We start from the raw sequence: 11,592 nt of genomic DNA, 5'->3' as shown, positions 1-11,592 counted from the left end.
TTTCTTACGGATAGAATCGTTTCGTGGTCACACACTTAAGGGCACGGATTCACGTTCGCAGGGAGACGGCGGGGCATGGGCCATCCTCACACGGGTCACCGTGTGCGATTTCACCTCACAAACGAGACAGCGGATTCGCTGCTCGGGCGAGCCCTGCGTACAGCACGTCCATCGAGATCACTTCCTCTCGTTATATCAGCGGAGGTATAGTAACGACTGAAACGATGTACACACTGATCGGCGATGCGTCTGGCGATCACGTGTACAACGACTTCCAGTAGCTACGATAGCATCTCGTTCGCCGCGGAGTGAACGTTTTTGGTGATCCCGAGTCCAGAGTGTAGTATGCCACCAGCTAGCGGCGACTCGAGCGAATCGGCACCGTCGGTCGGCGAACTCACACCGCCGACCCGAACGCTGATGGGGCCAGGGCCAAGCGATGTCCACCCACGCGTGCTGCGGGCGATGAGTACGCCCCTCGTGGGACACCTCGACCCCTCGTTTATCGAGATCATGAACGAAGTGCAGGAGTTACTCCGGTACACCTTCCAGACGGACAATCAGTGGACGATTCCCGTCTCCGGGACGGGGTCGGCGGCGATGGAGGCGGCGATCGGAAACGTCGTCGAGCCGGGAGATACGATGCTCGTCCCCACCAACGGCTACTTCGGCGGCCGGATGGCCGAGATGGCTCGCCGCGCGGGCGGCGACATCGTCGAAGTGGACGCCCCGTGGGGTGAGCCCCTCGAGCCAGCGGACGTTTCGGACGCGTTGGCCGAACACGACCCCGACGTGTTCGGATTTATTCACGCCGAAACCAGTACGGGCGTCGTCCAGCCGGACGTTTCCGAGTTGACGGCTGCCGCTCACGACCACGACGCGCTGGTCATCGCGGACACCGTCACCTCCCTCGGCGGCGTCGAGCTGAAGGTCGACGAGTGGGGCATCGATGTGGCTTACTCCGGCCCGCAGAAGTGTCTCTCCTGTCCGCCGGGAGCCAGTCCGCTCACCCTCTCGGACCATGCCATGGAGAAGGTGCTCGGCCGCGAGGAGTCCCCCCGGTCGTGGTACCTCGACCTCTCGTTGCTCGAGGGCTACTGGGGTGACGATCGATCGTACCACCACACGGCTCCGATCACGAACGTGTACTCGATCCGAGAGGCGCTTCGACTGGTCGCCGAAGAGGGCCTCGAGAACCGCTGGGAGCGTCATCGCCGTCTCGCGGGCGCGCTCAAAGCCGGCGTCGAAGGGATGGGGCTCGAGATGAACGCCCCCGAGGAGTACTGGCTGCCGAGCCTCAACGCCGTTCGCGTCCCCGACGGGGTCGATGACGGCGAGGTCTGTGCCGACGTGCTCGAGCAGTACGATCTCGAGATCGCGAGCGGACTCGGCGATCTGGCGGGTGAGATCTTCCGCATCGGCTGTATGGGCTACTCCGCACGACCCGAAAACGTGGCCCTCGTCGTGACGGCGCTCGGGGACTCCCTCGAGTCGCTCGGCGCGGACGTGGATCCGGAGGGCGGCGTCGCTGCGTGTCGGAAAGCGCTGCGGTAAAAAACCGGATCGCGAACGAGGAATCCGGGTAGTCAGGCGGTTACGGTTGGCCCCGGCGGCGCTCGTTCGACCTGATACTCCTCGCCGTCGACGACGATAATCGCCCACTCGTACGCCGGATCGAGGCTGTGAAGGCGTTCCTCGAGTTCGTCTGCGTCTTCGGGTTGGGCGACGAAACAGTGGAACTGTCCCGAGCCACGCGGAAGGTTCTCCATGTCGTAGACGGCGTTGACGTGAACGACCTTCCACTCGCGTTCTGCTCGGAAGTCCGGCCCGTTGCCCTCGACTGTGTAGCCGAGTTCTGCAAAAATCGACCTGGCCTGTTCGACGAGTCGCATGTTAACAGAGCCCATTCAATTATCGTTACAACGGTTACCATGATAAACATTTGCATAGGTCCGAACGTTGTGGACACCCTTCCAGAACGGGCGTATGTTCGAGCAGAGGGTGGTCGACGTCACACTCGAGTTCGAGCGTGAAAACTCGACGGGGTGATTTGAAGGTGTGGTCCGAACTCGAGTCAGTGGCTCATTCGTGGGCAGCGTCCCACTCGGTCGGTTTCCGCAGGTTTCCACACTGGTTACACTGGATACGTCCCATCGAATCCATCGCGGTGTCCACCGTCTCACAGTTCGTACAGAACCAGCCGTAGCGTGACTCGCGGTTACGGCTCTCGTAGGCGATCAGAAACGGCCCCTTCGAGCCGATGTCCCCGTCGGTCTCCGCCACGTAGACCGTCCGACCGTCGTCGATCACAACCGGTTGCATAGCCGCGGGTAAGCAATCGGTGGGTAAAGGACTATCTTTCCGGGAGCGCTCGGAACCGGTGGCAGCGAGCGGTCAGGCGTTCGCCCCGTCCCGATACGTGCCGAGCAGTTCCTCGAGGATGATACACTCCTGATCGGTCTGATCGTAGTGGGTGTCGATGAACCGTTCGGCGTCCTCGTAGTTGCCCCGGAGGCCGAACTTCCGGACGGTGATGATCGCATCGAGGAAGAACGTACCGCCGTCGGTGCCGATGGGTTCGGTGTGTGGGGGCTGATGGATGTTCAACTCGTTTTTGATTTCGTCGAAATTGAACGTCTCGACTTCGTGGTCGGGATTGAGCAGCGTCAGGACGTACTCCGCGGAGAATCGGTAAAACTCCGATTTGCTCTCGAACATACCGTCGTCGACGAGTGCGTCGATCTCCTCGACCACGTCGTCGGGATATCTGACGGTATCTTTGGCCATACATTACACCAGGCTGTTACAAGAGCATTATTGTTGCGGATCTAATCTGTCATCTGATAGGTTGTGGTCGACTCGAGACTCGTATCGAGACCCGAAACGGCACGAACGTTTTAACGTTACGCGTGAGTTCGAGGACACGAGCGACCAGGGAGGATGACGTGTACTCGGGACTCATCGTAGAATCGTTGCCGTGGTGGATCGCCGCCCCAGTGTTACAGCTGGGTATCCTCGTCTTCGGGATGGCTCTCGATGAGACCTACGTCAATCGGGCGACCGTGCTGACCGGTGCGATTGCGCTGTACACCCACACGGTGCTCGCGGGCGGCGTCTGGATGCCAGTCGGACTCTATCTCGATATCGGGGTTATTATCGGCGTGTACGGACTCTACACCTACGTCGTCGACGGCTACGTCGGCACGTGGTTTCGAATTGCAGCCTACTTCGTCTACTCACCGCTGGCCATTTTCCTCGTCATCCTCTTTCCGGACGTGATTTTCCCAATCGCGCTGGTCGTCGCAGGGTATGCAAATCTGCAGTTGATGGCGCATCTGGATCCCGTCGAACCGTACTACTTCGGTCCCGAAACCAGCGAGGAGTTCGAATCCGCCGTGGCTGAGGCGGACGCTGATGCCCTCGGGGACGACGAGGCACCGGAATCCGATGAAGGCAACGAAGGCGACGACGGAGCGACCTCGAGTAAGGAATCGAGCGTCGATCGGCCTGGTGTCGAACCGACACCGGCCGGTGGTGGGACGGGTGAACGCGGTATCCTGCCCGAATTTATGCGACGGCTCTAACTCGCTTCCCGAATTCGAGTCACAGATAGTCGACGAGGGCACTGCTCGTTCCACTTTGTGAGCGTCTACCGTCCTCGACTATCGCACACCCAACTGGACTCGAGACTCACAGATCAGGGGGCTCAAGCCGACGCTTTCTGCGGACGGACACGGTTCTCCCGGCAAAAATCTGTAGCAAAAAGATCTCGATTACGCCTCGAAGCCGTCCTCGAACCGGAACGTGCCGTCGCGCTGGACGACTTCCCCGTCGACCTCGATGAACGAATCCTCGCTCATGTCGACGATCATGTCCATGTGGACGGCGCTGTCGTTGCCCTCGTTGTCCTCGCCGACGGTCTCCTCGTAGGCGCGACCGATCGCCAGGTGGACGGTATCGCCCATCTTCTCGTCGAACAGCATGTTGTACGTGAACGCGGTGATGTCCCGGTTCATCCCGATGCCGAGTTCGCCGATGCGACGCGCGCCGTCGTCGGTCTCGAGGACGGTCGAGAGCACGTCCTCGTTTTTCTCGGCGGCGTGATCGACGACTTCGCCGTCCTCGAACTCGAGGTAGACGCCCGTAATCTCTCGACCCTGTGCCATCAGCGGCTTATCGAACAGTACCTCGCCCTCGACGCTGTCCGGGATCGGCGCGGTGAACACCTCGCCGCCGGGGAGATTCTTCTCGCCGTAATCGTTGACCGTCGGATTGCCCGCGATGGACATGGTGAGGTCGGTCTCCTCGCCGCTTTTGATCCGCACCGTCTCCGCGGGATCGAGAATCTCGACGAGTTGCTGCTGGAACTCACGCTGGGCGTCCCAGTCTTTGGTGATCGCGTTCCAGACGAACTCCTCGTATGCCTCGGTACTCATCTCGGCGTCCTGGGCGTTCCCCGGCGCGGGGAACTGGGTGCCCACCCACCGCTTGCCCATGACCTCGTCCTGAATCGGCTTGTAGGCCTGGCCGAAGGCGGCGGTCACCTCGGGATCGACGTCGCTCGTCTCGTACGTGTTCTCGGACGCCCGGATCGCGATGAACACGTCCGTCTCCTCGGCGGCGGCGAGGACGTGGCTCGGACACTCGAGATCCTCCGGGTCGACGGCTCGTCGGTATGCGCGGGTCGCGGCGCTGTCTCGAAGCGAGAGGGACGGGTGGGCACCTCGCTCACCGAGGAGTTCGTGGAGGGCGATCACGAGGTCGCGAGCGAGCGGCGGGGCGCTGATTCGCACGTTGTCGCCTCGTTGCACGTCGACGGAGTGATTGACGATGATTTCGGCGTGTTCGCGGATGCGTGGATCCATACCGCGTCCTTCTGACAGCCCAGTCAAGTATTTTCTTCTTTGACAGTGGATGGGATGTAGCTGGTTCCGTCCGATTCAAATAGTTCTGTCCGATTCGACTGACACTGTCCGATTTGGCTGTCGTGACGGTCGATTCTGCCGTCGTCGACGGTTGCTCCCAGCTGGCCGTTTGGTGCAGGTTCGAGACCCACGGTCTGACCCAGGTCTCATCGAGCCCGATAGATCACTCGAGCGTCGGCGGTTCGTGGCGACCGATGTGGATTTCGTGGGCCTCGACGTCCTCGAGAGCGGCGACGCGGCCACCGATAGTGACCGTTCCGTCGGCGGTTTCGATGGTCAGGCTGGCGACCTCCTCGGTCATCTCGAAGGCGACATCGGTGACTCGGCCGCGAACCGTTCGGGGGCCACCCTGTTCGACGTCCCGCCCTTCGATCGTCGCGTAGAACTCCCCACCCGATTCCATGAGGTCTTTCACGCAGCGACGGATCGAGGCGTAGGTTCGCGGGTAGGGGCGACCCTCGCCGTTTTCGCCGAGGGTCGTCTCGGCGGTCGTCCAGAGAACGGTACCGAAGAACCCGGAGACGAGAAAGCCCAGCGCAGAGCGGTTGAAGATGACGCCGTAGCGATCCTGATCGTCCCGAAGGGCGTCCTGGGTGGCGTAGATCGAGTAGTTGCCGTCGGCGACGGCGATCACCGGGGTCGTGATGCCCCGCCGTGCTCGAGCGGTCGTCGAAACCGAGCGGTACTCGAACTCCTCGGGCGAGGGCGCTTCGGAGGCCGGAGTGACGATCAGATCGACGCTGACGTTGTCGGCCGTTGCGGCTCGAAGCTGGTCTTCGAAGCGGTTCAGGAGATCCGGCGTCAGCGAGAGTGCCAGCTCGTACTCGGCCTGCTCGATGATCTGTTCGAGGTACCGAAGAATCGTCGACCGGGATTTCACCAGCGAGACGGCCTCGGTTTCCCTGGCCGGCGCGGTGTACCGGGCCTCGAGTTCGTCGACCATCTCCTCGAGGGCGTCCTGGACGTCGTCGAAAGCATCGCCTGGATCGATCGCGACGATCTGCATCGGTCGCGATTCGCGAAGTTCGACCAGGCCGCGGTCGCTCAGGCTGCGGACGGTGTCGTACACGCGCGGTTGTGGAATGTCGGTTCGGTCGGCGATCTCACTCGCGGTGAGCTGGCCGTGAGCCAGCACGGTGAGGTAGGCATCGATCTCGTACTCCCCGAGATTGAACCGATCGCCCACGCGTTCGACCGTCGAGCGCAGTTCGTCTGTTGCCATACAGTGCTCATTCGAGTCGAGTGCTAAATCATTTATTATGCTTCGAGTAGCACCTCATTCCAGAATTCAGTTGTGAGACGTGCGTATCCGTCAGAACGCTTAACCAGCGTGCGCATAACAGTGGGGGTATGAGCGAGAACGCGACGGCTGGCAATCAGACGGCCCTCGGGGAGGAGGTTCGCTCGTACGTCCCCGAGATTATACCGTCGGTGCTCGTCGACGTCGCGTTCGCACTCCTCATCCTCGTCATTGGATGGTACCTGTCGAAGGTTGCCGTCAGGCTCACCGGTCGGACGGTGGCCCAGAAAATCGAGCGCCCGAGCGTGACCCGGACGGTACTCCGGGGGGTTCGCATCTCGATTATTGCGCTGACGGCACTGGTTGCAGCGAGCGTTCTCGGGCTCGGCGGTGCGGAAATCCTGCTCTCGGTGACCGTTATCTCGGCGGTGATCGCGATCGTGCTCGCACCGCTGATCGGTAGTCTGATCAATGGGTTGTTCATCCTCGCCGACCGCCCCTTCGAAATCGGTGATATGATCGAAGTCGCCGACGAGGGGCATCGCGGCTTCGTCGAAGATATCACGATCCGGTACACGAAGATATTCACCCTCGAGAACACGTTTATCGTCATCCCGAATTCGGAGATTCACCGCCGGGACGTGATCAACTACTCCGCCGAGGACGAGCGGACGCGGGTAGAAGTCACCTTCGAGATCACCTACGAGAGCGACCTCGAGCGAGCAATTCGCGTGGCCGAGCGGGGTGCTCGAAGCGTCGACAACGTGATCGCCGGCGGCCCCGACATCCGGATCGGGAGCGCTCGATACGCCGCCTCGCCGACCTGTGATGTCGTCGAGTACGGGGATAACGGCATCCTGCTCAAGTTGCGGTTCTGGGCCAAACACCCGTACAAACTCACGGTCGTTCAATCCGACGTCCAACGGCGAGTACGCCAGCGATTCGTCGACGAGGAGATCGAGTTCGCGTACCCACACCGTCACCACGTCTTCGACGACACGAGCGGCACGGCACACGTGGCACGGGTCGATCCGAGCACGGAAGTGGCCCACACGACGGGGAACCACGAGGCCGAAGGGGAGATCAGTGCCGACGACCGGTAATATCCCGGATGAATCCGTCGGAGCGGTCGACAGCGATTTCTCGAGGCGAATCGTCACGGCCCTCTAGCGAGGGACACGGTGCTGGGAGAATGACGGCATTCGAGCGAGTTACGCTGCCCCGAGGAGGCTGAAGAATAGCGTAACAACTGCACCGATTCATCCGGTGATCGCCGACACGTCTAACGATCAGGTGTACAATGACGTGCAGTGGCCACTATAGACCACACGAAACGACGAAGAAAGCGATGAAGTGGGTGTGCCAGAAACCCGTGTGCCTCGAACCGCAGTCGTCGGCGGTGTTCACTCGAGGACTCGATCCGAACTCATAGCAATTCTTGGAGGTCCTGAGACACTCGAGCGGAGACGGTCACGCTCGAGCGTTCCACGTATCACTCTCAGGCCATCGCCCGCTCGACCGTGATCACGTCACACTCGAGGTGCGTGTTGAGATACGCCTCGATATCCGGATTGTCGGTAAACCGGCGGAACAGCCGCCGCAATCGACTGGCCTGTTTGCTACCGATGACCACGACGTCGGCTTCCTCGGCGGCGACCTCGTCCAGAATGCTCTCTTCGACGAGGAAGCCGGGGCGAACTACGTAGCGGGCGTTATCGAGGCGACCGAACTGGCGCTCGACGGCGTCTTTCAGATCCGTCCGCGTCACGCTCTTCCCGTTCTGGTAGAGATTCACATGGAGAACAGTCAACGCCGCATCTCGCTCTCGAGCGACCTCGATGGCCTCCTCGAGGGTTCGACGAGAGTGATTCGTCAGGGGATATCGAACGGGCACCACGACCAGCGTCATCACGAGTGGAAACGCGCCCCGTGTTGGTAAACGTTTCACTCGTGACTACTCCTGTGCAATGGTACCCTACCTCTCTGCCCGTTGGCTTAACGCTGCACGCAGGATCACCTGCCCCAGACGGTCTGTTGGAGTCCCCTTCTCGAGTATTGCTCGTGTACGTCGACAATCACTGTAGTCCGTGGTACCAGTCCGTTTCACCTTTCGGTAGCCACTGCTATAAATATTATACCGTTTGACTATGCATGCTGGAGTATGGGCGATTATCGATCGATTCGCCGAATACGCCCCTCGAGCGGCGTTTCCACCCCCCGGTGGCGGGCGTACTCGAGTAACACGTCGTACTGGCTGCCTTCGGTCTTCTCGATTCGGTCTGCCGGCCGAAGCGACGGGAACTCGTCGTCGGTGTGAAACAGGTAATCGGACGTTGCGAGTCGATAGCGTCCATCCGGATCGAGCGAATCGCCGTTGACTCGTCGAACGTCGACGGTGTGGTCGGTCGGGTTCCACTCGAGGGTCACGCCGCTGACCTGACCGTGCCACCAGTCCGGTTCGGCAAAGCCAAGCTCGAGACCGGCGGCCTCCGAGAGGATGCACTGGAGTTGGCGTCCGGTTACTTCGGCGACGGCAATTGGTTCGTCGAAGGGAACGAGCCCGATCACGTCGGCGGCCGTCACATCGCCCGAGAGCGTCGTTCCCGTCCGAATTCCGCCGCTGTTCTGAAGGGCGACGTCGGCACCGGTCTTCCAGCGATAGGCGTCGGTGACGAAGTTCCCGAGTCGACTCTCCCCTCCGAAGAGCGTCGTCTCACCCCGATCCATCGGCTCGTCGACGGAGGCGACCACCTCGTCGAGGCCTGTCGTCGACTGGAGGGCCTCAAACGAGTGGACCACGTCTCGAGTGGGGGTGAACTCGGTCGTCGGGTGAATCGCCGCGGTCGGGCCGTCATCGTCGAGTTCGACCTCGACGACCGCCGTGCCGCCGTCGCCGGGTCTGGTGAGGAGCGTTCCGTCGATCACCTCGTTACGGGCGCTCGGAATGTGGCCGCCGAGGATCACGTCCGCGTCGACTTTCCGAGCCAACGCGTCGTCGCCCCGCCCGAGGTGGGAACAGACGAGTACGGAGTCAGCACCCGCGTCCCGAAGTGCCGAAATCGCCTCCCGAGTGGCCTCGATCGGGTCGCGAAACGTGAGGCCGGTCGCCATCGGGTTCAACGACGCCGTCCGCGGCGTCGTCACGCCGGTGATGCCGACGGTCGCCTCTGCCCGTTCGAGCAGCGTCCACGGCTCGACGCCGACGTCGTGAGCGAAGGGCGCGCCGTTTCGTCTGACGTTTGCGGTGACCCACTGCTGTGGCGAGTTCCGGACGATCTCACGGGTCGCCTCGACCCCAAAATCGAAGTCGTGATTGCCGAAGGTTTCGACGTCCGGGTCGATCGCCTCGTAGAACCGGAGCGCCTGCTTCCCGTCGGTGACGAGCGGTAACACGCCGGGGGCGGTGTTGTCACCGGTACCGAGGAGAATTGTCTCGTCGTCACGAAAGTGCTCGAGAGCTGCAACGAGTCGACCGATTCGGGGCGGGTCGTCGCAGGCGTTTTCGACGTCGGAGTACTGGAGGAGACGAACGGGCACGGTAGTCGACGGTGGTTTCGACGGTTCCCTCTTGGCTCCGTCGGTTCAGTGGGATCGTTGCAGGTTCAGAGGGGTCGTTGTAGCACGTACCGCAGAGCACAGATCCTGTAGGGGCGATCGACGGGTACGTTGGTACAACATCCTCCTCACCCCAACTCGAGCGCCTCGAGGTCGACGTGTGCGTCGATGAGATCACGCGCGCGGTCGTACGGTGAGCCCGCTCGAGGGGCGCCCGATCGATCGCTGGTTCGACCAGCGCGCTCCGATTCCGAGTAGCTGTCCGCGAGTACCTCCCCCGTCGGAACGCCCGCTCGACGACGAACGCAGTCCAGAAACGCCGATCGGACGCCATCGTTGTCGAAGAGCCCGTGGAGATAGGTGCCGAGGACGAGGCCAGCGGCGGCGCTTTCCGGGCCGAGCGGGTGACTGACAGCCGATGGCTCGAGGATGCGCGTTCGCCCCGCGTGAATCTCGTAGCCCGTCGCCGTTCCCGCAGCGCCTGCCAGCAGGGGCGACGCCGTGCCGTCGACCGGGACGGTCACCTGTTCGAGGTGTTTCGTCGGTTCGAAGGTGGTTTCGACGGGGAGCAGACCGAGGCCGGTGAGTTCGTTGCCGGTTCCCTGGTGCGCTCGTTCGTTCCTGTCGGGAGCAGAATTAGCAGCCGACGCGTTCAGATCCGTCCCCTCGCGCTCGACGTGACACAGCCGGGTGCCGAGCATCTGATAGCCGCCACAGAGGCCGACGATCGGGCCGTCGAACTGCTCGAGCGCCGCATCGAAGCCGGCGGCGTACACCGCCCGCAGGTCGTCGACCGTGTTCTTGCTACCAGGGAGGACGACGGCGTCGGCGTTCGCGAGCGACGGTTGCTGGCGACCGGAACCCGAACCTGGCGACCCTACACCCGCCCCCTCGAGAGGCACGTACGCGAGGCGAACACCGGGTTCGGCGCGCAGGGCCTCGAGGTCGGTCGCGTTCGAGAGCCGGGGGAACCGGGGCACGGCGATCGTAATCGACTGCTCGTCGGGAACACCGTCGTCGGCACCGCGAATGCGACCCTCGTCCGGGGAGGGAAGACTCACGCTGTCCTCTTCGGGCAATCCGGTGTCGGCTGCCGGGATGACGCCCAGTATCGGAACGCCCGTCCGTTCCTCGAGGTGGCGGATACCGGACTCGAGGAGGGACGCATCCCCTCGGAATTTCGTGATGATCGCGCCACACACTCGATCGCGGAGGTCGTCGGGCATGAGCTCGAGAGTGCCGTAGAGGCTGGCGAACGCGCCGCCGCGCTCGATGTCGGCCACGAGGATGATATCGGCGTCGGCGAACCGTGCCGTCTCGACGTTCGCCAGATCCCGATCGTGGAGGTTGATCTCGGCGATGCTCCCGGCCCCCTCGGCGATCACGACGTCGTACTCGGCGGCGAGTCTTCGGTAGGAACGTTCGGCCGCGCCTCGAGCCATTGCCCAGCAATCGTCGTAATAGGAGCCGGCACTGAACGAGCCGACGGCCCGTCCCTGGACGATTAGCTGGCTCTCGCCGTCCCCGGTGGGTTTGAGCAACACCGGGTTGACGTCCGTCGTCGGGGTGACTCGAGCCGCCCGGCACTGGACGAACTGCGAGACGCCGATTTCGCCCCAGGCTGCCCCGTCGCCCTCCGTATCACCGCTCGCAGAGTCGCTCGTCCCCCCGATCCGTTCGTCGATGCCACGAACCGACTCAGCGCCGAGCACTCGCGGGACGACGCGAGCGTTGTTGCTCATATTCTGGGCTTTGTACGGCGTGACGGCAACGCCGCGGTCGGCGAGGATTCGACACAATCCAGACGCCACCGTCGACTTCCCGACGTGGCTCGCGGTGCCGGCGACGAGGATCGTCCGTGCCATTCGTCAC

The 11,592-nt window shown here is 62.5% G+C and carries 11 protein-coding genes; 3 read left to right on the top strand and 8 right to left on the bottom strand.

Going from position 1 to position 11,592, the window contains the following annotated elements; genetic code table 11:
* Positions 1–345: 345 nt before the first annotated feature.
* Positions 346–1,554, top strand: a complete 1,209-nt coding sequence (locus tag NGM68_RS18135; RefSeq protein ID WP_252699621.1) for a pyridoxal-phosphate-dependent aminotransferase family protein — start codon at positions 346–348, stop codon at positions 1,552–1,554.
* Positions 1,555–1,586: 32 nt separating this feature from the next.
* Here the strand turns inward: NGM68_RS18135 and NGM68_RS18130 are convergent, their stop codons facing one another.
* The 3 genes from NGM68_RS18130 to NGM68_RS18120 all read right to left on the bottom strand — a co-directional run bounded on the left by NGM68_RS18130 (position 1,587) and on the right by NGM68_RS18120 (position 2,787).
* Positions 1,587–1,892, bottom strand: a complete 306-nt coding sequence (locus NGM68_RS18130) for a DUF7116 family protein (RefSeq protein ID WP_252699620.1) — start codon at positions 1,890–1,892, stop codon at positions 1,587–1,589.
* 190 nt (positions 1,893–2,082) lie between these two features.
* Positions 2,083–2,322: a DUF5816 domain-containing protein gene (locus tag NGM68_RS18125; protein WP_252699619.1), complete on the bottom strand. Its 240-nt coding sequence runs from the start codon at positions 2,320–2,322 to the stop codon at positions 2,083–2,085.
* A 72-nt stretch (positions 2,323–2,394) separates the two neighbouring features.
* The gene (locus NGM68_RS18120) at positions 2,395–2,787 is read right to left on the bottom strand and encodes a ribbon-helix-helix domain-containing protein (protein WP_252699618.1); all 393 of its coding nucleotides are present in this window, start codon (positions 2,785–2,787) and stop codon (positions 2,395–2,397) included.
* A 122-nt stretch (positions 2,788–2,909) separates the two neighbouring features.
* Between NGM68_RS18120 and NGM68_RS18115 the strand changes: the two genes are divergently transcribed.
* Positions 2,910–3,584 carry a hypothetical protein gene (locus tag NGM68_RS18115; protein ID WP_252699617.1) on the top strand — a complete coding sequence of 225 codons (675 nt, stop codon included), beginning with the start codon at positions 2,910–2,912 and terminating at the stop codon, positions 3,582–3,584.
* 189 nt (positions 3,585–3,773) lie between these two features.
* Here NGM68_RS18115 and NGM68_RS18110 read toward each other — a convergent pair whose 3' ends face one another.
* Both NGM68_RS18110 and trmB read right to left on the bottom strand, forming a co-directional pair.
* On the bottom strand, positions 3,774–4,865 hold the full coding sequence (locus NGM68_RS18110; RefSeq protein ID WP_252699616.1) for an aminopeptidase: 1,092 nt from the start codon (positions 4,863–4,865) through the stop codon (positions 3,774–3,776).
* A gap of 223 nt (positions 4,866–5,088) precedes the next feature.
* The gene (trmB, locus tag NGM68_RS18105) at positions 5,089–6,147 is read right to left on the bottom strand and encodes an HTH-type sugar sensing transcriptional regulator TrmB (protein WP_252699615.1); all 1,059 of its coding nucleotides are present in this window, start codon (positions 6,145–6,147) and stop codon (positions 5,089–5,091) included.
* Positions 6,148–6,275: 128 nt separating this feature from the next.
* On the opposite strand from trmB, the gene NGM68_RS18100 reads away from it, so the two are divergent.
* Entirely contained in the window at positions 6,276–7,268 is a 993-nt protein-coding gene (locus NGM68_RS18100) for a mechanosensitive ion channel family protein (RefSeq protein WP_252699614.1), read from the top strand.
* Between the two features lie 395 nt (positions 7,269–7,663).
* Here NGM68_RS18100 and NGM68_RS18095 read toward each other — a convergent pair whose 3' ends face one another.
* From NGM68_RS18095 to NGM68_RS18085, 3 genes are all read right to left on the bottom strand, one after another.
* A complete protein-coding gene (locus NGM68_RS18095) occupies positions 7,664–8,074 on the bottom strand; it encodes a universal stress protein (protein WP_252699613.1) in 411 nt (136 codons plus the stop codon).
* A 260-nt stretch (positions 8,075–8,334) separates the two neighbouring features.
* A complete protein-coding gene (locus NGM68_RS18090) occupies positions 8,335–9,702 on the bottom strand; it encodes a bifunctional metallophosphatase/5'-nucleotidase (RefSeq protein ID WP_252699612.1) in 1,368 nt (455 codons plus the stop codon).
* Between the two features lie 146 nt (positions 9,703–9,848).
* Positions 9,849–11,585 (bottom strand): cobyric acid synthase, encoded by a 1,737-nt coding sequence (locus tag NGM68_RS18085; RefSeq protein WP_252699611.1) that lies wholly within the window; start codon positions 11,583–11,585, stop codon positions 9,849–9,851.
* Positions 11,586–11,592 lie beyond the last annotated feature (7 nt).

The sequence above is a fragment of the Natronosalvus vescus genome (assembly GCF_023973145.1).
Lineage (GTDB): Archaea > Halobacteriota > Halobacteria > Halobacteriales > Natrialbaceae > Natronosalvus > Natronosalvus vescus.
Note: the sequence above shows the minus strand (reverse complement) of the source record. Positions and strands in the feature narration are given on the sequence as shown.

What these genes read in the sequence shown, in the direction of transcription:
- NGM68_RS18135 (WP_252699621.1), top strand. Translation starts at nt 346, where the DNA reads ATGCCACCAGCTAGCGGCGACTCGAGCGAATCGGCACCGTCGGTCGGC.
- NGM68_RS18130 (WP_252699620.1), bottom strand. Translation starts at nt 1,892, where the DNA reads ATGCGACTCGTCGAACAGGCCAGGTCGATTTTTGCAGAACTCGGCTAC.
- NGM68_RS18125 (WP_252699619.1), bottom strand. Translation starts at nt 2,322, where the DNA reads ATGCAACCGGTTGTGATCGACGACGGTCGGACGGTCTACGTGGCGGAG.
- NGM68_RS18120 (WP_252699618.1), bottom strand. Translation starts at nt 2,787, where the DNA reads ATGGCCAAAGATACCGTCAGATATCCCGACGACGTGGTCGAGGAGATC.
- NGM68_RS18110 (WP_252699616.1), bottom strand. Translation starts at nt 4,865, where the DNA reads ATGGATCCACGCATCCGCGAACACGCCGAAATCATCGTCAATCACTCC.
- trmB (WP_252699615.1), bottom strand. Translation starts at nt 6,147, where the DNA reads ATGGCAACAGACGAACTGCGCTCGACGGTCGAACGCGTGGGCGATCGG.
- NGM68_RS18100 (WP_252699614.1), top strand. Translation starts at nt 6,276, where the DNA reads ATGAGCGAGAACGCGACGGCTGGCAATCAGACGGCCCTCGGGGAGGAG.
- NGM68_RS18095 (WP_252699613.1), bottom strand. Translation starts at nt 8,074, where the DNA reads ATGACGCTGGTCGTGGTGCCCGTTCGATATCCCCTGACGAATCACTCT.
- NGM68_RS18085 (WP_252699611.1), bottom strand. Translation starts at nt 11,585, where the DNA reads ATGGCACGGACGATCCTCGTCGCCGGCACCGCGAGCCACGTCGGGAAG.